22 protein-coding genes are annotated in these 25,717 nt (G+C 45.6%); 7 read left to right on the top strand and 15 right to left on the bottom strand.

Features of this window, described 5'->3' with window-relative positions; all coding sequences use genetic code 11:
* Nucleotides 1-200 precede the first annotated feature (200 nt).
* The 6 genes from AACV20_RS10275 to aspA form a co-directional block, all read right to left on the bottom strand.
* On the bottom strand, nucleotides 201-1,211 hold the full coding sequence (locus AACV20_RS10275) for an ornithine carbamoyltransferase (protein ID WP_013855826.1): 1,011 nt from the start codon (nucleotides 1,209-1,211) through the stop codon (nucleotides 201-203).
* A 114-nt stretch (nucleotides 1,212-1,325) separates the two neighbouring features.
* Nucleotides 1,326-2,237 (bottom strand): carbamate kinase, encoded by a 912-nt coding sequence (gene arcC, locus AACV20_RS10270; protein ID WP_013855827.1) that lies wholly within the window; start codon nucleotides 2,235-2,237, stop codon nucleotides 1,326-1,328.
* A gap of 74 nt (nucleotides 2,238-2,311) precedes the next feature.
* Nucleotides 2,312-3,535 carry an arginine deiminase gene (gene arcA / locus AACV20_RS10265; protein WP_017046788.1) on the bottom strand — a complete coding sequence of 408 codons (1,224 nt, stop codon included), beginning with the start codon at nucleotides 3,533-3,535 and terminating at the stop codon, nucleotides 2,312-2,314.
* An 864-nt stretch (nucleotides 3,536-4,399) separates the two neighbouring features.
* Nucleotides 4,400-5,845, bottom strand: coding sequence for a YfcC family protein (locus AACV20_RS10260; protein ID WP_026027156.1), 1,446 nt, complete (start codon nucleotides 5,843-5,845; stop codon nucleotides 4,400-4,402).
* Nucleotides 5,846-6,360: 515 nt separating this feature from the next.
* Nucleotides 6,361-7,674, bottom strand: coding sequence for an anaerobic C4-dicarboxylate transporter family protein (locus AACV20_RS10255; RefSeq protein ID WP_017042196.1), 1,314 nt, complete (start codon nucleotides 7,672-7,674; stop codon nucleotides 6,361-6,363).
* A 148-nt stretch (nucleotides 7,675-7,822) separates the two neighbouring features.
* Nucleotides 7,823-9,277, bottom strand: coding sequence for an aspartate ammonia-lyase (aspA, locus tag AACV20_RS10250; RefSeq protein WP_017042195.1), 1,455 nt, complete (start codon nucleotides 9,275-9,277; stop codon nucleotides 7,823-7,825).
* Between the two features lie 479 nt (nucleotides 9,278-9,756).
* Between aspA and AACV20_RS10245 the strand changes: the two genes are divergently transcribed.
* Together AACV20_RS10245 and cspE are read left to right on the top strand one after the other, a co-directional pair.
* Complete coding sequence (locus AACV20_RS10245; protein ID WP_038149154.1) at nucleotides 9,757-10,260, top strand: FxsA family protein; 504 nt, start codon at nucleotides 9,757-9,759, stop codon at nucleotides 10,258-10,260.
* Between the two features lie 286 nt (nucleotides 10,261-10,546).
* Nucleotides 10,547-10,759, top strand: coding sequence for a transcription antiterminator/RNA stability regulator CspE (gene cspE, locus AACV20_RS10240; protein ID WP_013855834.1), 213 nt, complete (start codon nucleotides 10,547-10,549; stop codon nucleotides 10,757-10,759).
* Between the two features lie 96 nt (nucleotides 10,760-10,855).
* Here cspE and trmL read toward each other — a convergent pair whose 3' ends face one another.
* The 3 genes from trmL to AACV20_RS10225 all read right to left on the bottom strand — a co-directional run bounded on the left by trmL (nucleotide 10,856) and on the right by AACV20_RS10225 (nucleotide 13,518).
* Nucleotides 10,856-11,332: a tRNA (uridine(34)/cytosine(34)/5-carboxymethylaminomethyluridine(34)-2'-O)-methyltransferase TrmL gene (gene trmL / locus AACV20_RS10235; protein WP_013855835.1), complete on the bottom strand. Its 477-nt coding sequence runs from the start codon at nucleotides 11,330-11,332 to the stop codon at nucleotides 10,856-10,858.
* A 99-nt stretch (nucleotides 11,333-11,431) separates the two neighbouring features.
* On the bottom strand, nucleotides 11,432-12,832 hold the full coding sequence (gene cpxA / locus AACV20_RS10230; RefSeq protein ID WP_170907205.1) for an envelope stress sensor histidine kinase CpxA: 1,401 nt from the start codon (nucleotides 12,830-12,832) through the stop codon (nucleotides 11,432-11,434).
* A complete protein-coding gene (locus tag AACV20_RS10225) occupies nucleotides 12,832-13,518 on the bottom strand; it encodes a response regulator (RefSeq protein ID WP_013855837.1) in 687 nt (228 codons plus the stop codon). The genes cpxA and AACV20_RS10225 overlap by 1 nt, the downstream gene beginning before the upstream one ends.
* 183 nt (nucleotides 13,519-13,701) lie before the next feature.
* On the opposite strand from AACV20_RS10225, the gene AACV20_RS10220 reads away from it, so the two are divergent.
* From AACV20_RS10220 to pfkA, 3 genes are all read left to right on the top strand, one after another.
* Complete coding sequence (locus tag AACV20_RS10220; protein WP_017049227.1) at nucleotides 13,702-14,199, top strand: CpxP family protein; 498 nt, start codon at nucleotides 13,702-13,704, stop codon at nucleotides 14,197-14,199.
* A 122-nt stretch (nucleotides 14,200-14,321) separates the two neighbouring features.
* Nucleotides 14,322-15,230, top strand: a complete 909-nt coding sequence (gene fieF, locus AACV20_RS10215) for a CDF family cation-efflux transporter FieF (protein ID WP_010318335.1) — start codon at nucleotides 14,322-14,324, stop codon at nucleotides 15,228-15,230.
* 260 nt (nucleotides 15,231-15,490) lie between these two features.
* On the top strand, nucleotides 15,491-16,453 hold the full coding sequence (gene pfkA, locus AACV20_RS10210) for a 6-phosphofructokinase (RefSeq protein ID WP_026027886.1): 963 nt from the start codon (nucleotides 15,491-15,493) through the stop codon (nucleotides 16,451-16,453).
* A 111-nt stretch (nucleotides 16,454-16,564) separates the two neighbouring features.
* Here pfkA and glpX read toward each other — a convergent pair whose 3' ends face one another.
* Nucleotides 16,565-17,572 carry a class II fructose-bisphosphatase gene (gene glpX / locus AACV20_RS10205; RefSeq protein WP_047690609.1) on the bottom strand — a complete coding sequence of 336 codons (1,008 nt, stop codon included), beginning with the start codon at nucleotides 17,570-17,572 and terminating at the stop codon, nucleotides 16,565-16,567.
* Nucleotides 17,573-17,889: 317 nt separating this feature from the next.
* Here glpX and zapB point away from each other — a divergent pair, with 317 nt between their 5' ends.
* Entirely contained in the window at nucleotides 17,890-18,132 is a 243-nt protein-coding gene (gene zapB / locus AACV20_RS10200; RefSeq protein WP_010318338.1) for a cell division protein ZapB, read from the top strand.
* A 118-nt stretch (nucleotides 18,133-18,250) separates the two neighbouring features.
* Here the strand turns inward: zapB and metF are convergent, their stop codons facing one another.
* The 3 genes from metF to AACV20_RS10185 form a co-directional block, all read right to left on the bottom strand.
* Nucleotides 18,251-19,141, bottom strand: coding sequence for a methylenetetrahydrofolate reductase (gene metF, locus AACV20_RS10195; RefSeq protein WP_017043191.1), 891 nt, complete (start codon nucleotides 19,139-19,141; stop codon nucleotides 18,251-18,253).
* 245 nt (nucleotides 19,142-19,386) lie between these two features.
* Complete coding sequence (locus tag AACV20_RS10190) at nucleotides 19,387-21,798, bottom strand: bifunctional aspartate kinase/homoserine dehydrogenase II (RefSeq protein WP_170907204.1); 2,412 nt, start codon at nucleotides 21,796-21,798, stop codon at nucleotides 19,387-19,389.
* Entirely contained in the window at nucleotides 21,798-22,964 is a 1,167-nt protein-coding gene (locus tag AACV20_RS10185) for an O-succinylhomoserine (thiol)-lyase (RefSeq protein WP_017049224.1), read from the bottom strand. Before AACV20_RS10185 ends, AACV20_RS10190 begins: the two co-directional genes overlap by 1 nt.
* 393 nt (nucleotides 22,965-23,357) lie before the next feature.
* Between AACV20_RS10185 and metJ the strand changes: the two genes are divergently transcribed.
* Entirely contained in the window at nucleotides 23,358-23,684 is a 327-nt protein-coding gene (gene metJ / locus AACV20_RS10180; RefSeq protein ID WP_010318342.1) for a met regulon transcriptional regulator MetJ, read from the top strand.
* Between the two features lie 148 nt (nucleotides 23,685-23,832).
* Here metJ and AACV20_RS10175 read toward each other — a convergent pair whose 3' ends face one another.
* Complete coding sequence (locus tag AACV20_RS10175) at nucleotides 23,833-25,110, bottom strand: malic enzyme-like NAD(P)-binding protein (RefSeq protein WP_026027888.1); 1,278 nt, start codon at nucleotides 25,108-25,110, stop codon at nucleotides 23,833-23,835.
* Nucleotides 25,111-25,315: 205 nt separating this feature from the next.
* Nucleotides 25,316-25,531 carry a 50S ribosomal protein L31 gene (rpmE, locus tag AACV20_RS10170; protein WP_010318344.1) on the bottom strand — a complete coding sequence of 72 codons (216 nt, stop codon included), beginning with the start codon at nucleotides 25,529-25,531 and terminating at the stop codon, nucleotides 25,316-25,318.
* Nucleotides 25,532-25,717 lie beyond the last annotated feature (186 nt).

Here is a 25,717-nt window from a genome sequence, read left to right as displayed (position 1 = left end):
TGGAAAATATCCAGAAAATGGATTTTTATGCGAAATTAGCTTGATTTCGATGTTATTTACTACGCGTTTACAGCTAAAGCATAAGCGCGATTTGTGAGTGTTATTGACTGAAAAAAAATGCGAGCTTTATTCAAGCTCGCATCGATTCAACATCAAAGAGATAAAGTAGACGATTCATTATCTACTATTCGTTACCTAAGTTAGTTACCTAAGGTGGCCACCATCACGGCTTTGATGGTGTGCATGCGGTTTTCAGCTTCATCGAACACGATGGAATGCTCAGATTCAATCACTTCATCGGTCACTTCAACGCCTTTGGCAAGCACTGGGTAGTTTTTCGCAAGCTCTTTGCCAACGGTGGTATCTTCGCCGTGGAAAGCAGGCAAGCAGTGCATGAATTTCACATGTGGGTTACCAGTGGCTTTTAACATCGCCATATTCACTTGGTAAGGCAGCATCAATTCAATGCGCTCTGCCCATGCTTCTTTCGCTTCGCCCATCGATACCCAAACATCGGTGTAAAGGAAATCACAGCCTTGAACGCCTTCTTGAACATCATCTGTGAGCGTAATTTTCGCGCCTGTTTGCTTTGCAATAGTGCGACATTCCGCGACTAATTCTTCGGTTGGCCAGAACGCTTTTGGTGCAACAAGGCGAATGTCCATGCCCATTTTCGCAGCGCCCACCATCAAGGAGTTACCCATGTTGTTGCGTGCATCACCGAGGTAGGCAAATTTCATTTCATGGAGGCGTTTGCCACGGCCATGTTCGATCATGGTAAGGAAATCAGCCAAAATTTGTGTTGGGTGGAATTCGTCAGTTAAGCCGTTCCATACTGGTACGCCAGCGTAGGCACCAAGCTCTTCAACGATCTCTTGACCAAAGCCGCGATATTCGATGCCGTCATACATGCGGCCTAAGACGCGCGCGGTATCTTTCATCGACTCTTTGTGGCCAATTTGTGAACCTGATGGGCCTAAGTAGGAGACTTGAGCACCTTGGTCAAACGCTGCTACTTCGAATGCACAGCGAGTGCGAGTTGAGGTTTTTTCAAAGATAAGTGCAATGTTTTTGCCTTTGAGACGAGGCTGCTCATAACCGTTGTATTTGGCTTTTTTCAGCTCAAGGGATAGATCCAATAGGTGCTGGATTTCGCGTGGAGTGAAATCAAGAAGTTTTAGAAAGTTACGATTGCGTAAGTTAAAAGCCATGATCTTTTCCTCATTTGCAACGCTTGCTTCTGATGAGAGGGTGGAAGAAAGCGTTAATATTTGTTTAAAGTTAAAAACAGATTCGGTTTATAAAATAGATTTAAAAACAATGTTTTAGTCACGCGTAATGTTGGTGCCTGCTGTGCCTTCTAAGATGCGTAGGCCATCTTCTAACGCGCCGATCCCAACGACTTTCCCGCCTTGTTGAATGAATTCGCACGAGGCTTCAATTTTTGGCCCCATAGAACCAGCATCAAATTGATAGTTGGCAAGCTCGCTTGGCGTTGTGCTGCGCAGCGCATGTTGGGTTGGTTTACCCCAATCAAGGTAAACGGCGTCAGCATCGGTCAAAATGAGCAGCGCGTCGGCGTTCAATTGTTTGGCAAGAAAGGCAGCAGACATGTCTTTGTCGATCACTGCTTCTACACCGACTAATTTGCCATTTTCACGTTTGACTGGAATACCGCCACCACCGGTGCAAATCACTAAATGACCAGCACTGATAAGCTGGGAAATTGCATCATGTTCGACGATGCCTATCGGTTGAGGGCTCGGAACCACACGGCGGAAGTATTGGCCGTCGGGCTTGACTGTCCAGTGGTATTTCTCAGCCAATTCACGCGCTTCTGCTTCTTGATAAACTGGGCCAATCGGTTTGGTTGGGTTGGCAAAGGCAGGGTCTTTCGGGTCGACCATCATTTGGGTCAACATGCACGAAATGTTGCGTTCAGGCAGCATGTTTTTGAACTCTTGCATCAACATGTAGCCAATCATCCCTTGAGTTTCACTGCCCAATACGTCGAGTGGGTACGGCGCTACTTTTTTGTATTCGAGACCTTGTAGTGCCAGCAGGCCAACTTGAGGGCCATTACCATGCACCAGCACCACGTTATAGTGTTTGGCTATTTCGGAAATGGTTTTGACTGCAATTTCAATGTTGCGACGTTGAACATCTGCTTCTAATGGCTGACCACGACGAAGCAGTGCGTTTCCACCTAATGCAACAACAACGGTTTGTTTGCTCATAATTCTATCTCTTCTAAGGTGGGTTGAGGTGTTGCAGAAGAAGTTTTCCTCAACCCATTTGATTAACCTAAGGGTTAGATGCCGTCACGTTCAATTGGGCAGCTCATGCAGCGTGCACCGCCACGGCCACGACCCAATTCGTCACCAGGAATAGATAGAACAGTGATGCCTGCTTTGTCGTATTTTTCATTGGTATAGGTGTTGCCTTCATAGCCAATCACGACCCCAGGTTTGACGGTTAGGACATTGTTTGCATCGTTCCACTGTTCACGTTCTGCGTTGAAGTTGTCACCGCCCGTTGTGATTAGGTTGAGCTTGTCAACGCCAAGTGCTTTTTCGATGGCGGTAACGAAGTAACCTTCTTCTTTCACGTTCACGGCACCAGACTCATCGCCTGTGAGGCTCCAGCATTTCACATCTTTGCGTACCACTTCTGGGTAAACAGAGAAGGTGTCTTCACGCATGTGTGTCATGACGGTATCTAAGTGCATGCAAGAGCGGTGTTTTGGTAGTTCCATCGCAATGATTTGCTTCGCTTGGCCATGTTTAAATAGGCCCGCAGCTAAGTGTTCAACACCTTGCGCTGTGGTGCGCTCAGACATACCAATCAGTACTGCACCTTTGCCAATCACAAGAACGTCGCCACCTTCAATGGTTGAATTATCGTAATTAATGCTCTCGTCATCACCGAAGTATTTAATGAAGTCTTGGCCCGCAAAGCTTGGATGCCAGCGGTAAATCGCACGCACATGGTTGGTTTCACGTTGACGTGCAGGTTTTGCCATCGGGTTGATTGACACGCCACCGTATACCCAGCAAGACGTATCGCGAGTAAATAGATGGTTTGGTAGTGGTTCAATGATGAAATCGGTTGGTGCATGCAAGCCTTGCATCATTGAAGAGGATTTCATTGGCATTTCAGCGTAAGACAAACCACCTGTCAGGATTTTTGCCAATTCAAGGTTTGGCAGATCGCTGAGGTAGCAGCGCACGTCATTCGCAAATGTTTTGCCAAGGCGGTAATCCGATACTTGTTGAGTAAGCAGCCACTCTTTTGCGACGGGAACCGCTAGCGTGTCGGCTAATAGATCGGTCAGCAGTAAAACTTCAACACCTTGGTCACGTAGCGTTTGTGTGAACGCATCATGCTCTTTCCCCGCACGCTCTACGGCCAATACATCATCAAACAAAAGGTCGTGACAGTTGGATGGTGTTAAGTGAGTGAGTGAGCGTCTTGGGCGGTGAACAAGAACTCGACGTAATTGACCAATTTCAGAACCAACATATAACTTACTCATAATAGTATCTCTCTTAATTTATATGCATTTATGCCGTTATATTTTTGACATTAAATTCAACTTGTTCTGGATAAATACATAATTATTTCTGTAGGGAATTCAGTATGAATTTATTTATTCACTTCTTTGTTCTGCAATTAATATTACCCTTGGTCTGTATATGTTCTTAGAGGTCCATCACAGAATGATTTATATTGAAATTCGGCGAAAATAATAGTTTTTTAACAATGTTTATGCAGTGTTTATATTGTGAGTGTCATATTTATTACTGCTTTTTTTATGGATGTTCATTCAATTTAAATCTCACGCAGCACTACTCCATATAGGCTCGGTATTTTGGTTGGGAATTTTATGCACCAAAAACACATCGATAATTCATCGAATTGGTTAAGAATATGCACTTGAAAAGGGTATATAGTTGAATATGAGTCGAAGAAATGGGCTGTGTTAACATAACTTTCTTAATAAAACTTGATCTCACGCAGGCTTTCTAATGTAGATGTTTTGTCTGAATTGGCGTAATAGAGGACGGAAAATGAGAGATGAAATAGCAGGCGATCTGAATTTGGTGATAAAGGAATATAGGCCGCGTTTTATTTAGTCACCAAAAGTGGTTATTTATCCCAGCCGATTGCTATAAAAAAATAGCTATCAAAACTAATAGCTATCAAAACTAATGGCTATCTAACAACGTTGAAAGCCATCATTTCCTGATTTGGCTAACGTATCATGTTTAGAGTTGAGTAGCTGCGTAGCCAATGAGCCTAAGTCGGCCTGCCAATAAAAAAGCCGCAATCATGCGGCTTTTAAAGGGTGTGACGCGGTTTTCACCTACGACATATCGTATCGTTCATCAGTTTGGCGCTATAGCATCGCACCTAGGCTGAGAGATAGCATAATGAATACGCACAATATGCCTAACAGTGGTGCGACCCATTTCACCCAGCGAACATAAGGTACACGAGCAATTGCTAAGCCGCCCATCACTACCGCAGAGGTTGGCGTGATGAGGTTGACTATCCCTGAAGCCGATTGGTAAGCCGTGACGACAAGGTCGCGGCCAACGCCTGCAAAGTCAGCCAATGGAGCCATGATGGGCATGGTTAATACCGCAAGGCCAGAAGACGAAGGTACAAGGAAAGAGAGAAGAATTTCCAGTAAATACATTACGTTAATAAAAATGACGGATGAAAGGCCAGTAACCATTTGCTCGGCTGAGAACAAAATAGTGTCGGTGATCATCCCGCGGTCCATGATCACCACAATGCCGCGTGCGATACCAATGATCAGCGCTACGCCTAATAGGTCTCGTGCACCATCAATAAAGCTGGTGGTGAATTCCTCTTCACTCATACGAGCAATTAAACCGATAATGATGGTTGCACCCAAGAACATCGCTGAGATCTCAGCCATCCACCATCCAGCAACAGATACACCATAAATCATCACGCCAAAAGCGGCCGCGAAAATGGTCAAAATAACTTTGCGGGTGGCGGTGAATTCGAGTTTCTCTCCACTTTGGTTGCCAAGGAAGTGAGCTTTGTTCTCTTCGTACTTATCGTACACAATCGATTTACTTTGATCCGCTTGCACCATTTTCGCGTAGCGCATCACGTACAGCACACAGATAACCCAACCGACAGCTAACATTGCTAAGCGCAACATGATGCCATCAGTAAACGGAATGCCCGCTGCGTTGGCCGCAATTACGGTGGCAAACGGGTTGATAGTGGAGCCCAGCGTACCGATACCCGCGCCAAGCAGTACGGTAGCGGCGGCAACCAGTGGGTCAAAACGAGCGGCCATCATCACAGGTACGAGTAAGGTGTAGAAAGGTAAGGATTCTTCCGCCATACCGTAAATCGTACCGCCTGCGGCAAACAGCGCCATCAGGATGGGTATCATCAACTCTTCACGCCCTTCAAGCCGCGCTGTTACGCGTTCAATGCCCGCATCAATCGCACCTGTTTTGGTCACTAGGCCCAAAAAGCCACCAATGACTAAAATGAACAGAGACACGTCAATCGCGGCAGCTTCGTAGCTGTTGTGGTCATAAAAGCCGTCAATCGGTGCCATCAACACATCGATTACCCCTTGTGGGTTACCTTCTGCGTGTTGATAAGTTCCCGCAATAGGTACTTCTTTGCCCAGTTCTTCATTCATGGTGCGCTGATACTGACCGGCAGGCACAATCCAGGTTAAAAGGGCCACAAGAGCAATTAGAATGAAAAGGATGGTGTAAGCGGAAGGAAACTTAAAGTTAGCAAAGAAGCCACCTTTAGGTTCCGTGGATACAGTTTGGGTTGTCATAGCGATCTCCTTACACTCAGAGAACAACGAGATTCTGAGTGTGTTCAGCGGCTAATGTTCTTCAGTCTTCCAGCCCATTAAAATATTATCTACTAGGGGTGAAAGAATAAAAAGTTATTGGAACTTCAATTAAATACGTTAAATGAAAAGTTTTAATTATTATTAAGTGAACATAAATGCTCACTTGCTCAGATATCTGTATAAATTTTAAGGTGAGTTTTAAAGCGTAACTTTGTCTTGCTTCACAAAACAATAGTACCGAGTTACACACCATTTTTTTAGGGAATTTAATTTAGGGTAATTGAGTGTAAATAATGGAATTATATTCTTACGATTTTTATTCGAAGACATGGAGATAGGCGGATAATCGTTGTAGGGTAAATATATTGAAATTTTATTCATTAAGCTGAATGAGTGAAGAGAAGTAATTATTTATTGCTTTATTGATATATATCAATATTTTATACGTGACAAATAAAAAGGGAGCCAAAGCTCCCTTATAACAATAGTAGAGATTACATCAAAATATTGGAGAACAACAAACCAAAACCAATACTAAACACCATGCTTAACAAGCCTGGGAGCATAAAGCTGTGGTTGAAAATATACTTACCAATACGAGTGGTACCAGTCCGGTCAAAGTCGATAGATGCGATGATAGGGCCGTAGTTTGGAATGAAGAAGTAACCGTTAACGGCAACGAAAACCGCAATAATAATGGCTGGTGGCAAACCCAAGGTTATTGCAACAGGGACTAACACGGCTGTTGTTGCGCCTTGGCTATTGACCATCACCGACAGAGCAAATAACGCGAACGCGAATGTCCATGGTGCGACTTCCACTAAGCCAGAGACCGCTTCTTTGACCATGGCACCATGGCCAGCAATGAAGGTGTCACCTAACCAAGCGATACCGAAGATCGCTACGATGGCACGCATACCTGCATGGAATACGGAACCTTGGCTGATGGCGTTGCCGTCAGGTTTGCACAGTAAAATGATCAGCGCCGCGATAGACAGCATCACGATTTCAATCGTGTGCGCCATCCCCATGGCTGAGCCGTTAAATTGTGGGCGCAAGCTAGGCAATGCACCCATCACCACCACTACAATGGCACCGAACAAAAATAGCCCGACCGATTTTTTCGCTTGTGGCGTGATTTGAATATCAGCAATCGATACTTCTTGTTCCATCTCTGCGCGAAATTCTGGGTCTTGCAAGCGACGTTGATATTCTGGGTCGTCTTTCAGCTCAACACCGATTTTATTGACGAATAAGCACGCGCAAGCTAAACCAAGAATGGTACTTGGGATGGTGATCATCAACACATCCGTTAGCGTGATGCCTTGTGGTTCTAAGAAGGCGACTAACGCCACGACGGCGGCCGCAATTGGGCTAGCTACAATCGCAAATTGTGACGCGATCACCGCCATACCTAAAGGACGTTCTGGGCGAATACCACTGCGACGGCTCACTTCAGCAATTACGGGCAGTACTGAATAGGCCACGTGACCTGTACCAGCCATCATTGTAAAAAAGTAAGTTACCAAAGGGGCGATGAAAGTGATGTGGCGAGGGTTTTTATGCAAAATGTTAGTGGCAATTTTGATCAAATAATCTAAACCGCCAGCCGCTTGCATTGAGGCTGCTGCTGCAACCACGGCCATGATCATTAGCATCACATCAATCGGTGGGCTGGTTGGTTGCATGCCAAATCCAAAGCTCAGTACAGCAAGGCCAATACCGCCCATCACACCAAGCCCAATACCACCAATCCTTGCACCAATTAGGATACATCCTAATACGATAAGGAACTCAATTAAGAACATCTTATACTCCTAAAGATAATGAAAAATAGGGTCATTCTACAGGTTCAGCGATATTGAACGGTATGCTTTGCGCCATGATGTAACGCAATTTTTTCTCACTTAATAACTTGTAGAAAGTAAAAAGGCTCTGAATCAGAGCCTTTTTTGATTATTCGTAGCGTTTCGCTTTGTACTGAGGGCGCATAAAGTTTTCGACGGACAAGATGTCATCGAGCTCTTCGGCGGTGAGTAAGCCTCGCTCAAGCACAACTTCACGTACGCTCTTACCCGTTTCCGCACAAATTTTACCCACGATGTCACCTTCATGGTGGCCAATATATGGGTTAAGGTAAGTCACGATACCGATAGAGTTGAATACGTAAGCTTCACACACTTCTTTATTGACAGTGATGCCGTCAACACACTTGTCACGAAGGTTTATGCAGGCGTTTGAAAGAATTTCAATTGACTCAAACATGCTTTGTGCAATCACAGGTTCCATCACGTTTAGCTGTAATTGGCCACCTTCTGCGGCAAAGGAAATAGTGTTGTCGTTACCAAGTACTTTAAAGCACACTTGGTTGACCACTTCAGGCACCACAGGGTTTACTTTTGCAGGCATGATGGAAGACCCAGCTTGCAGTTCAGGTAGGTTCAACTCGTTTAGACCCGCGCGAGGGCCAGATGAAAGAAGACGTAAGTCATTGCAGATTTTAGAGAGTTTCACAGCAAGGCGTTTTAGCGCGCCGTGCGCCATAACATAAGCACCGCAGTCAGAGGTTGCTTCAATTAAATCTTCCGCTGGTACCACAGCTAAGCCTGTCACCGCAGCAAGGTGTTTCACCGCCGCCGCTTGATATCCCGGCGCCGCATTCAGGCCAGTACCGATCGCTGTTGCGCCAAGGTTAATCTCAAGCAGCAGTTTAGAGGTGTACTCTAGGTTGCGGATCTCTTCATTAATGGTGACCGCCCAAGCGCGGAACTCTTGACCTACGGTCATCGGTACGGCGTCTTGCAATTGAGTACGACCCATTTTCAAAATGCCAGAGAACTCTTGGCTTTTTAGCTCAAACGCACCTTTTAGATAGGCAATAGAATCAATCAGTTTCAGGATGCTGTTGTATACCGCAATGCGGAAACCAGTAGGGTAAGCACAGTTGGTTGATTGGCTTTTATTAACGTGGTCATTGGGGTTGATGAATTCGTACTGACCCTTTTCTTTACCCATCAATTCCAGAGCAAGGTTTGCGATCACTTCGTTGGTGTTCATATTGACAGAAGTACCGGCGCCGCCTTGGTATACGTCTGACGGAAATTGATCCATGCACTTACCTGTTTCTAGGATCAAGTCACACGCTTGGAGGATGTAATTAGCCACTTGGCTTGGAATGACGCCGAGCTCTTTGTTGGCTAGCGTGGCGGCTTTTTTGGTCATCACCATACCGCGTACAAATTCAGGCACATCCGAAATGGTTGATTTTGAAATATTAAAGTTTTCGATAGCGCGCAGTGTATGAATGCCGTAATACGCGTCAGCAGGAACGTGACGTTGACCTAATAGATCTTCTTCGATACGAGTGGCCGAGTTAGCTGTAGCAGCTGTCGTTTCTGATAGGGTAGCCATAACAGGATCCTTAGAGAATTATTCTGATAATTAGTGAAATTATTAGCCATTTCTGCAGTTTAAGAATCCATTCGTCAGAATTTTAGGCTGGAAAATCCGTCCTGACTTCTGTGGCACATCATACTCAACCTAGATTTAAAAAATAGTAAGTGGATCACCTTTTAGGTCAATATTTTATGAAAATTTGATACGCACTCACATGCGTTATTTTTAGGTTTTAAAAACAGTTATCGCGTTGATAAATAGTTGTGATGCCGGCGGTTGGATTTGTCTGTGTGGTATGAGATTTGTTCAGGTTTTGTTAGCAAAATGAACGAATGAATGGATTTCAGATAGAGCCAACATTCGGTCTATTTTAAGATAGATAGTGGCTCTATTTAGTCATTTAGGCTGTGAGGTGGTGCTCTTTGATTGAGCGTTGAGTGTTGTAGTCGCCTGTGGTTGACGGTAAGGTGAGAGCAATAAACAAAGGAGGGCGTGTGTTTCCAATCTTACTTCTGGCTTTTATTTTTGTGCCAATCATTGAAATTGGTCTCTTTATCCAAGTAGGCAGCTTGCTAGGTATGTGGCCAACTATCGCCTTGGTGCTGATTACGGCATTTGTTGGTGCATCATTGGTTCGTAGTCAAGGGATACAAACTTTACTTAGCGTTCAACACCGTTTGCACCAAGGTGAGCTACCTGCGCAGCAAATTATTGAGGGCGTGATGCTGGCGGTGGCGGGTGTGCTACTTTTAGTACCGGGTTTTTTGACCGATGCACTTGGTATGGTGGTGTTATTGCCTGCGCCTCGGGCTTTGCTTGCCAACTATTTGATGAATAAAGTGGTGGTGAATGGTGTATCAGGCCGTTTTCAGGCGCAGTTTGATGATAGCCGTCATAACAAAGCCCCATTTGATCGTGACTTTGAACCATCTGAAACGGGAAAAACCTTCGAAGGTGAATTTGAACGTAAAGATGATGAGCATAATAGGTTGAAATAAAAGACTTTTTATGGTGTTTCTTACTCTATTGTTTTGAGTTGTAAAAATTAAATGCCGAAATAGATTGCTTAGTGCAACGTTAGCGAATATAGTTACCTCGCTCTGTTGTTCAGGGGTTATTAATGAAACAAAAAATAAAAGTAAAAGTAAATTCTCAGAATCCCATCGTAAAAGTTGATGTCCTCAGTGTTTCCCTTACCTTATTAGTAACATTAAATAATTCAATCTATCAGTGCATTGCGCATAAGCGCGATAACTTTATGAATTTAAATAAAAGGGACACATTATGTCTAACAAAACAACTGGTTCTGTAAAATGGTTTAACGAAACTAAAGGTTTCGGCTTCCTTACTCAAGATAACGGCGGCGCTGACGTGTTCGTACACTTCAATGCAATCGCTTCTGACGGTTTCAAAACTCTAATTGAAGGCCAAAAAGTGTCTTTCAATGTAGAAAACGGTCAAAAAGGCCTACAAGCAGCTCAAGTAACTGTTCTGTAATCTAGCCTAATATCTAGAATTAATAAAAAGGTCGCCTAGGCGGCCTTTTTGCTATTTGGTGATTTATCTTCCTACCGTTTTAGAACACTAGCGCTGTTATTGCGCACCTTCAAAGCCCATTTGACGCCACGCTTCAAACGCAATAATAGCGACCGCATTAGAGAGATTTAAACTGCGAGCTTCTGCCATCATCGGAATACGAATACGTTGTGTCATCGGTAGGCTTTCGATGACTTGCGCTGGTAATCCACGAGTTTCTGGGCCAAACATCAACACATCTCCTTTTTGAAACTGCGCATCGACGTGGTGCCCCGTGGTTTTAGTGGTACAAGCAAAAATCCGGTACGTTTCGCGCTCTGCATTGAGGTAGTCCATAAAGGCATCCAAGTTGGCATGACGCGTTACGCGCGCTAAATCGTGGTAATCAAGCCCTGCACGGCGCACTTTCTTCTCTTCTAGATCAAAACCTAGCGGTTCAATAAGATGCAAATTAGCGCCGCAATTGGCACACAAGCGAATAATATTTCCGGTATTAGGGGCGATTTCAGGTTCGTAAAGTGCGATATCAAACATGGTATAGCTGCTCTTAAAGAGTGTGGGCCGGAAGTATAAGGTGACGAGCCTATTGAGTACAAGTCACCCGTTATTTGGCGATATAGGCATAAGTGGAATTTAACTATCCAATGGGAGCGTGAATTGTACTTTTAACCCACCTAATTGGCTGCGACTTGCGTGAATCGTACCGCTGTGTTGACGAATGGCACTTTCGGTGATGGCTAAACCTAACCCTGTACCACCACTGTGCCTATCACGCGCAGTGGAAACACGATAAAAGGGGCGGAAAATATCGTCTAACTCGTTTTCGGGAACGCCTTCACCATTGTCTTCCACGCAAACCGATAGTCTGCCTTTTTCGACCGAAAAGGTAATATTGATTTCATCTTTGCCATAGTAAATGGCGTTACGCACAATGTTTTCCAATGCGCTCATCAGCAGTTTTGGTGTACCGGAAATCGTGTGCGGTGGAATCGCATTATAGGTGAGTCTTTTTTCCATCTGCTCCGCCTCAAATTGGGCATCACTCAATAATTCCTCCCATAAACTGGATAGCGGTTGAGTTTCTCGGCTGAGATGGCTATTGGTTTGCATACGCGAAAGCGTCAGAAGTTCACCGATCATCTGCTCTAAACGCTGTGCTTCGGTGTCGATCCGCTCCAATTCTGAGCTGCTACCTTGTTTTCGAGTGGCAAGTGCATTGGCCATTCTCAGTCGCGTTAAAGGGGAGCGCAGTTCGTGTGAAATATCCGACAGCAATCGCTGCTGGCCAGAAATCATCTGGTTGATGGCTTCTACCATTTGGTTAAAGCTTTTTCCTGCTTGGCGAAATTCACTGGTGCCTTTTTCTAAGCTTGGGTCGACCACAAATTCGCCGCGAGCGACCCGTTTGGCGGCTTGCTCGAGGCGGCTGGCGGGTTGGCTCAATGCCCATGCGAGCCATAAGAGTAGCGGTGTACTGACGAGCATCACGGCAAGCAGTAGGCCGAACGGACGGTCAAATAGTTGCAATAAGAACGGGGGGGGCTCATTCCAGCGAATACCGACAAACATGAGTAGATCTTGCTTGGCAAGGGTGATTGGCAATGGACCTGAAATCATATAACGGCCATAGAGCTTCTGTTGTGGTTTATCAATGGATTCAATGCTGGTCACGAAATTTTGGAGTGCTTTAAACTTAAAGTCGGCTTGAGTTTTGGTGGTGAGGATTGTGCCATCTGGCGTTGTGATAAAGAATTGTGGAGTGCCGTTCTTCTCGCGCATGTGCCCTTCACCACGCTTGTTGCTGCTACTTTCTAAACGAAAGAGGATGCGTGTGAGTTCATGCTCATCTTTAAACATACTCTCTATTTTTTGTTTTAAGTGTGTAAGACGTTGGTATTCATCGCTAGGTATATCACGGGTTTTACGAGGATCAAGGTGCGGCAGTGCTAATACTGCGATCAGCACCAGCAGCATCGTAAACCAAAAAATGGCAAAAATTCTGCCATAAAGGCTGTTGATTTTAGGTAGGCGCATTAATCCTCCAGAATCATGAGGTAGCCACGACCACGCAGCGTTTTAATCCGTGATTTACCATCGACACGCTCAGGTAATTTCTTGCGTAAATTCGAGACGTGCATATCAATCGCGCGGTCAAAGGCCGCCAACCGTTTTCCTAGAACATCAAGGCTGAGCGCTTCTTTAGTTAAGGTTTCGCCTGGGTTTTGCACAAAATGAGTCAGCAAGGCAAATTCCGTGGTGGTAAGGTCCAGCAATTGCCCTTGGCAATAGGCTTCCTGCTTGCTGGGGTATACTTGAATATCTTGGCACTCAATGACTTCATTATGTTTGGTGCCATTGCTGGTTTGGGTTCGGCGCAAAATCGCGCGAATGCGTGCCAGCAGCTCTCGGTCACTGAAAGGCTTCGGTAAATAGTCATCCGCGCCGAGTTCTAGACCGATGACGCGATCGATCTCCTCTCCTTTGGCGGTGAGCATTAATACCGGGGTATGCCAGTTTTCACGTAACTTTTTCAGCGTTTCCATCCCATTAAGCTTAGGCATCATTACATCGAGTAAGACAAGATCAATGCGATCATGAATGGCCGCGAGCCCGCTCTCTCCATCATTCGCTTCAGAGACATCGAAGCCTTCATAGCTCAAGACTTCTTTTAGTAAGCTGGTGAGCTCAGTATCATCATCAATCAGAAGAATATGCGCCATGTGTCGCCTCGTCGTTGGGGAAGTTATGGGTACAGTTTACTGCGAAATAGGCAAGATATTCAGTGAGCAATAAGCTCTTTACGATTCTTTACGCTCACTATACGTTGCTTTACCGTACAGATCCTATTCTACACTCAAGCGCTGTGAATACAGCTTGTTAGAATCTACTTAGTGAAGGAATAGATGATGAAAATGGCAAAAAAATTAGTACTTGCGGCGGTGATACTTCCTCTGACTCTTAGCACAGCAAGCGTCTTTGCATTTGGTGGTAAAGAGCAACATAAAGGCCCAAATGATGAGTGTGGCGGTTTTGATCGCGGCATGATGCAGCAGCTTGATTTGACGTCTGATCAACAAGCAAAGTTGAAAGGAATGCGTGAGGCGAATCGCGAAGCGATGAAGGGTGAGCACAAAGGTCAACGCCAAGCGAAAATGAAAGCGCACCATGACAAAGTACAGGCTCTCGTGCTCGCCGAGAACTTTGATGCGGCAGCGGCAAATGAACTAGCCAAAGAGATGGTCGATCAACAGGTCGCTCACCGTGTCAAGATGCTAGAAAAACGTCATGACATGATGAGTGTGCTAACTCCGGAACAAAAAGCAAAACTGCAAACGCTACAACAAGATCGCATGCAGAAGTGCATGGAAAATGGTCCTAAGCACATGAAAAAAAATAGCTAGTCATTGATAACCGCTAATAATTGATAATAGGCCTCGGGTGAGGCCTGTTCATTTTTGTGTCATATTCATTCTTAATTTGAGAAGGTATACTACCTGCTCATTCTCAAGCTGATTTTAGTGATATGAAACAAGAATACGCACGCCTTGTTACGCTTGCTGCCTGGACAGCAACCCTTGTAGCCTCATTGTTGCTGATAGTAAAAGTGATCGCTTGGTGGGTTACTGGCTCGGTCAGCCTACTCGCATCCTTGATTGATTCCTTACTTGATATTGCCGCTTCCGTGGTCAATTTAATTGTGGTGCGTTACGCACTGCAGCCCGCAGATAAAGAGCACGCCTTTGGTCATGGTAAGGCGGAATCGCTTGCGGCTCTTGCCCAAGCGATGTTCATTTCAGGCTCGGCCTGTTTTCTTATCCTCAATGGGGTTGACCGTTTTTTCCGCCCACACGAATTAACCTCTCCTGAATATGGCGTTTATGTCAGCCTGTTTGCAATGCTAGTGACTTTTGGCTTAGTGTTGTTCCAAAAGCATGTCGTGAAAAAAACGGGCAGCCAAGCCATTGCCGCGGATTCATTGCATTACCAAACCGATCTGTTCATGAATGCGGCGATTATGATCGCGCTCATATTGAGCTGGTTTGGCTTTAAACAGGCCGATGCCATCTTTGCGATCGGCATTGGCGTTTATATTCTTTACAGCGCTTTTCGTATGGTGCAAGAGGCCATTCAGACCTTATTGGATCGTAAGTTACCTGATGAGGAATTGAAGCAAATCCGCACAGAATGTCTTTCTGTGGCTGGTGTGTTGGGTGTGCATCAATTAAGAACTCGCATGTCTGGACCTGTAAGATTCATTCAGTTACATCTGGAACTAGATGACAATATCCGCTTGATTGAGGCGCATCGCATTTCCGATGAGGTGGAAGATAAGCTACTCGAGGCTTTCCCGGGAGCTGATGTATTAATCCACCAAGATCCTTATTCTGTGGTGTTTGGACCAGAAAAAAAGCAAAAATCACAAGGGTGGTAGCGACAAAAACGCGCTTATTAACTATCTTTTTAAGAACAATAAATAAGCCTGATTCTGATATGAATCAACAAAGCATTAACTCAAAACTGTAATACTCTTACATAAGTAGCAAACTTACATAATTTCGTGCAAATAACAGTAGTATTCCTCTTTAGGAAAGGTAACATTATGCACAGATTAGAAAGATTTTGCTGTCGGTTTTATCGCTAACGGACAGCGTAAAAAATTAGTATTAAGTTCCCAAAAAATCGAGGGTGAGCATGATTAAGAAGATCGGTGTTTTGACTAGTGGCGGTGACGCACCTGGCATGAACGCAGCAATCCGTGGTGTTGTTCGTACGGCACTCGGTGCTGATTTGGAAGTATTTGGTATTTACGATGGCTACCTTGGTCTTTATGAAGATCGCATTAAAAAATTGGATCGTTCAAGCGTTTCTGACGTTATCAATAAAGGTGGTACTTTCCTAGGTTCTGCGCGTTTCCCTGAATTTCGTGAAGTCGCAGTACGTGAAAAAGCGATCGAAAACCTAAGAAAGCATGGTATTGATGCTTTAGTTGTCATCGGCGGTGACGGTTCTTACATGGGTGCGAAAAAGCTGACCGAAATGGGTTTTCCATGCGTTGGTTTACCAGGCACGATTGATAACGACATTGCTGGTACCGATTACACCATTGGCTACTTAACAGCATTAAATACGGTTATCGATGCGATTGACCGTTTACGTGATACTTCCTCTTCTCATCAACGTATTTCTATTGTTGAAATTATGGGTCGTCATTGCGGTGATTTGACTCTGATGTCGGCGATTGCAGGCGGTTGTGAATACATCATCACCCCTGAAACTGGCCTGAATATGGAGCAACTGATTGCAAATGTTCAAGACGGTATTAAGAAAGGTAAGAAACACGCCATTATTGCACTGACTGAGTTGATGATGGATGCTAACCAACTGGCGAAAGAAATTGAAAAAGCAACGGGACGTGAAACTCGCGCTACCGTGCTGGGTCATATTCAACGCGGTGGTCGCCCGACGGCGTTTGACCGTGTTCTTGCGTCACGCATGGGGAATTTTGCAGTACATTTACTGCTTGATGGCCACGGTGGTCGTTGTGTTGGTATTCAGAAAGAGCAGTTGGTTCACCACGATATTATCGACGCAATTGAAAATATGAAGCGTCCAGTTCGCACTGATTTGTATAAAGTGGCTGAAGAGTTATTCTAATCACTTCTTCCATCTCGGTATAAAGTGATTAAGTAAAAAAGACCGCATTGCGGTCTTTTTTGTCTCTCTATGCTTTGTCTTTAAAATAAAACAGAGCAAAGCACTGGCGGATTACAAAATGATCGCGCGCACTTCTGGGTCTTTACGCTCTAAGTAGTGAATTGATTTAATACGGCGAATGGTACGACAGCGGCCACGAATTAATAGCGTTTCTGTGGTGGCGATGTTGCCTTTGCGGGTAATACCTTCCAGCAGATCCCCTTTGGTGATACCAGTAGCTGAGAAAATGACGTTATCACTGCGGGCCATCTCTTCCATTTTCAACACTATGCCAGCTTCGACACCCATTTCCGCGCAGCGAGCTAACTCTTTTGCACCGTAAATGCGGTTTTCTTCCGTATCGCCTTTGACTTCATGACGTGGTAGTAGACGGCCATGCATGTCACCATCTAGAGCTCGGATGACCGCGGCTGAAACCACTCCTTCAGGTGCACCGCCGATGCAGTACATCACGTCGACTTCACTATCAGGCATACAAGTTAGGATCGAGGCGGCGACATCGCCATCTGGCACAGCAAACACGCGAACACCCATCTCTTGCATCTGCGCTATGGTGGCATCATGGCGAGGTTTCGCTAAGGTGATCACAACTAGAGTGTTTAATGGTTTATTCAGCGCAGCGGCGATATTTTCTAAATTCTCTTTTAAAGGCTTATTGAGGTCAATGCACCCTTTAGCGCCGGGGCCAACCACCAATTTTTCCATGTACATATCAGGTGCTTTAAGGAAGCTGCCTTTTTCGCCAGCCGCCAAAACAGCCAATGCGTTTGACTGGCCCATTGCCGTCATACGTGTACCTTCAATAGGATCCACTGCGATATCAACCGCATCGCCACCAAGGCCAACAAGCTCGCCAATGTAGAGCATTGGAGCATCGTCAATTTCGCCTTCACCGATTACAATTTCACCTTGGATGTCGGTTTTATTGAGTAGGTTGCGCATGACTTCTACCGCTGCGCCATCGGCCGCATTTTTATCGCCTCGGCCAAGCCATTTGTAACCTGCCAGTGCGGCACCTTCAGTGACTCGAGAGAATGCCATTGCTAAATCGCGTTTCATGCTAGCTCCAAAGAAAAGGGAATAGGAAATTTCGGCGGGAATTTTAGCATATCAAATAGTAAACGTTTGCTTTTTTAGTTCACAAGGATTGCACTTGATCAAAGCTAAGCCTCAAATTGAGCAAATCCATGGCCAGATAAAGTGTTTTTCGGCCTAGGCTTGGCGCTTAAGTGAGTTGACGGTTAAGTTGAGCCGATTTTTTAGCCAAATAGCGAGAAAATTTGCATATAGTGAGTGTTTCTGAGCGCTGTGCTGAGTAGAATGAACCAATAAGTGAAATTTTGTTCACCTCAACCGAATAACTAAGGGTATGCACCATGTCTTTTGAAGTATTAGAACTACTAGAAGCAAAAATTCAAACCGCAGTTGACACCATCGCACTTCTACAAATGGAAGTGGAAGAGCTTAAAGAAGAGAAACAGCAGCTCGTAAATGAAGCGAATGAGCTAAAAGTAGCGCGTGAAGAGCTTGAGCAAAAAGCGCAACAAATGGAGCAAGAGCAGAATGCATGGCAAGATCGTATTCGTAGCTTACTTGGTAAAATGGACGACGTGGAATAATCTGCTCGCTTAAGTGATACCACAACGCCGACATCAAGTCGGCGTTACTTTTAATCAATCATCGAGTTTTATCACGAGCAACATTTACCAATAATAGCGTTATGAGTGCAGAGAAAGTTTATGCTTTCGGTCTTACGCCCAACGTATGGCACAATGCGTAGGTCATTTCAGCGCGATTGAGCGTATAGAAATGGAAGTCTTTGACGCCTTCACGGCTTAAAATACGAACCATGTCAATTGCTTGGCTTGCACCCACGAGCTGGCGTGTGGTTGGGTCATCATCTAATCCATTAAATTGTTTCGCCATCCATCCGGGGACTTTAACGTTGTTTTGCGCGGCAAAGCGAGAAGCTTGTTTAAAGTTTGATACCGGTAGAATGCCCGGTACAATTTCAGCATCAATACCAGCAGCTACGCAGCGGTCGCGAAATCGTAAGTAGCTTTCAACATCAAAAAAGAATTGAGTAATTGCGCGGTTTGCACCTGCATCAATTTTGCGTTTTAGATTGACCAGATCGGATTGCGCGCTTTTCGCTTCAGGGTGGACTTCTGGAAATGCCGCGACAGAAATATCAAAATCATGGCGAGATTTGAGTAGAGTCACTAAGTCGGAAGCATACATTTCTGGTTTGCCGCCACCAGCGGGGATATCGCCACGCAGTGCAACTATGTTCTGGATGCCGTTGTGCCAGTAGTCATCGGCAATCTGAATCAGCTCATCGCGAGAGGCATCAATGCAAGTGAGGTGCGGTGCTGCAATAAGGCCAGTTTGATCTTTAATCTCTTTAATGATCGAATGGGTGCGGTCGCGCTCGCCAGAGTTTGCTCCGTAAGTCACAGAAACAAATTTAGGTTGTAGGGTTTTTAAACGGTGAACGGAATTCCACAATGTCTCTTCCATTTGCGCTGAGCTGGGTGGAAAAAACTCAAATGAGACATTGATATTATCTGATAGCTCAGCCACGTTCTGGTTGAGTGCATCAATATGACCGGCGTGCGTGTATCCCATTTTATTTCTCCCTGTGGCGTTCTTCCGCCAATCTATCATTCCTTAAGTTGACGTTTAGACGTCTATATGTCCACAGAATGTATTGAATAGCATTTAATGTCAACACTGTAATTATGAAGATTATTCATGTTGATTGTGAGTGACCTTCAAGTCATGCTCAACCTCGGTATGCATGACCTAATATCATCCTTTCGCAGTTAAATTAAGGAGCCTAGTGGCCCCTTAATCTGGAATAAGCTGGAGTGTTACAGCAAGCTTGACAGCAAGTTGAGGTCCGATTGGATAGCTCCTGCTGTCACTTCTCTACCAGCGCCCGGGCCACGAATCACTAACGGGTTATCGCGATACCATTTACTCTCGATAGCAAAGATGTTGTCACAAGGTAAAAGGTTAGCCAAAGCGTGTTCACGCTCTAAAGCTTCAACCCCCACCGTTGCTTTGCCATTTTTCTCAAGCCTTGCGACATAGCGTAGCACTTTATCTTCACGTTGTGCTTTGGTTAGTCTCTCTGCTAATTTTTCACTCAGTAGTTGGCCTTTGTCTAAAAAGTCATCCAACGAGAGGTGCTTGAGCTCATCAGGAACCAGTGATTCAACTTTGACATTTTCCGGTTCGATATGTAATCCCGCTTCACGGGCTAGGATCACCAGTTTGCGCATTACGTCTGAACCATCCAGATCGCTGCGCGGGTCAGGCTCGGTAAGTCCTTGTTGCCATGCTAAATCGACCAGTTCGCTAAACGGTATTGAGCCGTCGAATTGCTGAAATAACCAAGATAAAGTGCCAGAGAAAATACCAGAGAGGGCGACGATTTCATCACCGCTTTCACGCAAATCACGTACCGTGTGGTTAATGGGTAAGCCTGCGCCAACCGTCGCGTTGTAGAGCCAATGGCGGCTAATTTTCGCGAATGCTTCTTTTATTTGGTGGTAATCGACGCTAGAGGAAGAGCCCGCGACTTTATTCGCCGAGATGAGGTGCATCCCATTTTCAGCAATGCTGAGGTAGTGATCAGCCAATTCTTTGCTTGCGGTTACATCGAGCACAACCGCTTCGTCATATCCTTGAATATTGCTTAATCGTTGTAGCCAAGTCATTCCTTCACTGGCAATCGCTTCATCGTCAAAATGCTTTAAAACCGATGCCGCATCAATACCTTGTTCATCAAACCAATAGGTTTGGCTATCGACCACCGCGACCAACTCGAAGTTCATGCCATGGCGTTTTTCTAACTCTGATTTTTGTTCAGCAAAGAGTTTTAACCAACTCGAACCAATGTTGCCTTTGCCACACAGTGCCAGTGCGACCCGTTTTTGCGCCTGAAATAGTTGGTTGTGCATACCCACCACTAAGGGGGTGATCGGCGTTTTACGCAGTACCGCAACTAAACTCAGCCCAGATTCGGCTTCACAGATAAACTCGATCGGTGATGAACGTAGCTGTTGATAAAAGCCGTAGCAGTGATTGGGGTTTTTCGTCACTCCCGCACCCACAGCCCCCACTAATGAAAAGCCTTCTTTGAGTTTAATTTCCGCTTCAAAAGCGGCATCTTGCAGATGGGCTAGGGCTCCACCTGAAATCTCAGCAGTATAGGCAAGGCGCAATTGGTGTTGATCGGCTTGAGTATCGAAAGCTAGCGGTTCGAGTTGAGCACGACGCAAGCTGCGCAGCACATCGTTTTGTAGGCGCTGGAAGTCATGCCCGTGAGCAAAATTAAGCTCAACCAACAGCACATCATCAAGTGAAGTAATGATTTTGGCACCGCGTCCCGATGCCAATACACGCTCAATACGAGTCGATCCTGCTTCGGGTTGATAACTGCAGCGCAAGTGCAAATCCATGGTGCTTTGCGCCACGGGCTGCAAAGTTCGGCTGTGTAATACTGGGGCGGCAAGGCGCGCTAACTCGTTGGTTTCGTCCAAACGCAGTAGCGGCAGTAAACAGGCATCACTGACAATACGCGGGTCGGCGCTATAAACACCGGCCACATCACTCCAAATCGTTACCCGGTTTACTTCCGCAAGTGCACCGATCATAGTGGCGGAGTAATCGGAACCATTGCGCCCAAGTAGCACAGTATCACCTTGTTCACTGCGAGCCATAAAGCCTGTGATGATCACTCGGTGATGCGCGTGTTGTGCCAAAATTTCTTTCAGCAAAGGGTAGGAGCGAGCGCGATCCACTTCCGGTTGTGTGCCTGCTTGCGCGCGAAGAAATTCGCGGGCGTCTTGTGCCACAGCCGCAAGATTATGTTGATTGAGTAACGCCGCCAATAAGCGTGATGACCACACTTCACCATGGCCAAGTACCGCCGCTTGTTGAGCTGGCGATAGGGGCGCGCAAAGCTGACCCAAGGTGCGAATTTCGTTGGTGAGTAAAGTGATGAGCGGTTGCGCTGCATCTTCATCGAGCAGCGCGTTGATTAAATCGATTTGGTACTGACGGACCGATTGCAAGTTCTCATGAGCCACTCGGCCATCTTTATTGAGAGCGTCGAGAAATTCGATTAAACGATTGGTGGTTTTTCCTGCGGCAGAAACCACCACCAAATCATCAGCTTGAGAATACTCTTTTAAGATATTAACGACCCGTTTGTAGCATTCAGGATCGGCAAGGCTGCTACCGCCAAACTTGTGCAATTGACGTAGGGCAGTCATTAATAGGCCTCCTTCGCTTTAGCAAAGGCTTGCGCGAGATCGTCAATCAAATCTTGGGCATCTTCTAAGCCGACCGATAGGCGTAATAGCTGCTGTGAAACACCAGCTTCGGCCAACGCTTCTTCGCCCATCGCTCGGTGAGTCATCGAAGCGGGGTGGCAGATTAAGCTCTCCACGCCTCCTAATGATTCTGCCAGTGAGAATAATGTTAACTGAGAGACAAAATATTTGAGCTGTTCAAAGCTGCCCGCAAACTCAAAACTTAGCATAGATCCAAAGCCAGATTGCTGCTTTTTCGCTATCTCATGGCCAGGATGCTCTGGCAAACTCGGGTGATAAATGACCTTTACTAAGGCTTCGCTTTGCAGATAGTCCAAAATGGCACGTGAGCTTTCCTCATGGACGCGCATTCTTGCGCCTAAGGTACGAATGCCACGCAGCGTCATATAGCTATCAAAAGGGGTTCCCGTTGAGCCAAGGCAGTTGCCCCACCATGCTAGCTCTTCAGCGTGCTGCTCTGTTTTGGTGATAACAACTCCGCCAATCACATCGGAGTGGCCGTTGATGAATTTGGTGGTGGAGTGGATGACAAAATCTGCGCCCAACTCTAATGGTTTTTGGAAGACTGGCGTTAAGAAGGTGTTGTCAACCGCCACTAATGCACCGACGGCGTGTGCTTGTTGGCAAATATCAGCAATATCTACCACGCGAACTAATGGGTTGGATGGGGTTTCAATGAGTACCAATTTGGGTTTTTTCGCCAAAGCGGCCTGCAAAGCGTTTGGATCGGATTGATCAATAAAGAGTGTCTTAAAATCGCCTTTTTTGGCGCGTGTATTAAACAGGCGATATGTGCCACCGTAACAGTCATGCGGGGCCACAATCAGATCGTCAGGACTTAAAAAGGCGGAAACCCATAGATTCAGCGCCGAAGTGCCACAGTTAGTCACCACCGCACCTTGACCCGATTCGAGTTCAAACAACGCTTTTTCGAGCAGACCGCGATTCGGGTTGCCAGAGCGTGTGTAATCGTATTTAGGCACTTCACCAAACGCAGGAAAGCTATAATTTGTCGAAAGATAAATTGGAGGCACAACAGCATGATATTGAGAGTCGGATTCAATACCGGTTCTAACGGCGATGGTGGCTGGCTTGCGAGTGGTCATGACGGTTTCCTTACTTAATTAAACTCAATAAACTGACTTTTATTGAGGGGTTCCTGCTTTATCTGGGGACAACGAAATGGCAATGTTCATTGTCTCGAGTATTAGCTATATCCGATAGTGCGTGAGATTGCTATCCCCTTTCTAACTTGAAGTTGCTGCGATGTTGGCTAGGTTCACCTACTTCAATCACATAGTCTGGCTGCCTTGACTTGCCGCTCTGCTGAAATTTCAAGTATTTCGGGTATCTCTTTGTCGATAATGGCACACTTTACTGAACTCAAAAGAAGACGTCAATATATCTAGACGTCTATATGTCTTTGCTTGTGGCGGTAAATCCCGCTAAAATCCAACTTTCAAATTTTTAACGACCAATTACGATAACGAAGGTGCGCAATGGCAGACTGGAATGGGGAATACATTAGCCCATATGCTGAACATGGGAAGAAGAGTGAGCAAGTCAAAAAAATCACCGTTTCAATCCCATTGAAAGTGTTGAAAGTATTAACTGATGAGCGCACTCGCCGTCAAATCAATAACTTACGCCACGCAACGAACAGTGAGCTGCTGTGTGAAGCCTTCTTGCATGCTTATACCGGTCAACCTTTACCGACCGACGAAGATTTGAGAAAAGATCGTCCAGACGATATTCCGACGGAAGCAAAAGCATTAATGACCGCCATGGGCATTGAATTTGAAGCGTATGATGATGAAGAAGTGTAGCGCGTAATTGCGGTACAACGAGATAAAATCGAGAGGATACTGGGTAAGTTGCCATTGTGACTTTGGCTCTGTGTCTCAGAATATAAAAAAACCGCTGAAAGTCAGCGGTTTTTTTTCGAGCGAGGCATTTAGCCGCTCAAGCTTGTGATTATTCTTGCATGTAATTGACAGGCATCTCGATTCGAGCGACGCCAGAGTCAACCGCTGCTTGAGCAACCGCTTTAGCAACACGAGGCAGTAGGCGTGGGTCCATCGGTTTTGGAATGATGTATTCAGGGCCGAAACTTAACGCTTTTACGCCTGCAGCTTTCAACACTTCAGCCGGCACTTCTTCTTTAGCCAGTTCACGTATCGCCTCAACTGCGGCTAGCTTCATTTGGTCATTAATTTCACTAGCACGGACATCCAAAGCGCCACGGAAAATAAATGGGAAGCACAACACATTGTTGACTTGGTTTGGATAATCGCTACGGCCTGTGCCGAGAATTAAATCGTCACGTACCGCGCGTGCGAGTTCCGGTTTAATTTCTGGATCCGGGTTTGAGCAAGCAAATACGATCGGTTTATCGGCCATTAATTTTAGCGCTTCGGCAGGCAGCAGGTTGGGGCCTGACACACCTAGGAATAAGTCAGCGCCTTCAATCACATCTTCCAGTGTGCGTTTGTCGGTGTTATTAGCAAACAACTGCTTATATTCATTAATGTCATCGCGACGAGTATGAATCACACCTTTGCGATCAAGCATGTAGATTTTTTCACGCATTGCGCCGCACTTAATCAATAGTTCCATGCAAGCGGTGGCTGCTGCGCCAGCGCCAAGACAGACGATAGTGCATTCGTTGAGTTTCTTGCCTTGCAGTTCAATCGCATTGAGCATGCCAGCTGCGGTAACAATCGCAGTGCCGTGTTGATCGTCATGGAAAACAGGCACATTACAGCGCTCGATCAAACGGCGTTCAATCTCAAAGCAATCTGGTGCTTTGATATCTTCTAAGTTGATGCCGCCAAAGGTGTCGGCGATGTTGGCAACCGTATCGACAAATTCATCGATTGTGCGGTGTTTTACTTCAATATCAATTGAATCAAGCCCAGCAAAGCGTTTAAACAGTAGCGCTTTTCCTTCCATGACGGGCTTGGAAGCCATCGGACCTAAGTTACCTAAACCAAGAATAGCCGTGCCGTTTGAGATCACAGCGACGGTGTTGCCTTTCGCAGTGTATTTATAAACGTTGTCGATGTTCTGTGCGATTTCACGAACCGGTTCAGCGACGCCCGGGCTGTAAGCTAAAGCAAGGTCTTCAGCCGAGTCGGCAGGCTTAGTTAGTGAAATGGCAATTTTACCCGCGGTTGGGTAAGCATGGTAATCGAGTGCGCGTTGGCGAAATTGTTCTTCTGCCGTTAATTCTTGGTGAGTGTCATCAGACATAGGTATAAGTGCTCGTGTTGGATTGGAAAAGGTCCATAATTCTAATGGATGTCGCTCAAACTTCCTAGGCGGGAACCTGACGTGCTTCATCAAAAAATGGAGAAAATGTCGCAGATAAGACCAGTGCGTACTGACAACTATACAAAAAATGCCAACAAAAAAGGATGCCGAAGCATCCTTTTTTAATTTTCTAGCAAAAAAGAAATTATTTGCTAGAAAGAGCACCGAAACGCTTGTTGAAGCGATCTACACGGCCGCCGGTATCAACGATACGTTGCTTACCAGTGTAGAATGGGTGACATTTGTCACACACGTCTAGGTGGATAGAATCTTTGCCTAGCGTTGAGCTGAACTCGAAAGAGTTGCCGCAAGAACAAGTCGCGCTAACTGCTTTGTACTCTGGATGGATACCAGCTTTCATGGGATAACCTCAAATTGGGCCGCGTCGCTATCCGAATCTATGCCGGACACCACACGTAGTTAATAAAAAAATGTTGATACCGCTGACTGCTTAACATCAAGCAAGAAGCCATATCATCAAGGCGCGATATATTAATGAATCCTCTTCAGTGGATCAAGCCATTTCGCCGCTATTTTCGCCACATTT

This window comes from Vibrio sp. B4-6, from assembly GCF_963888245.1.
In the GTDB taxonomy this organism is placed as follows: domain Bacteria; phylum Pseudomonadota; class Gammaproteobacteria; order Enterobacterales; family Vibrionaceae; genus Vibrio; species Vibrio anguillarum.
Note: the sequence above shows the minus strand (reverse complement) of the source record. Positions and strands in the feature narration are given on the sequence as shown.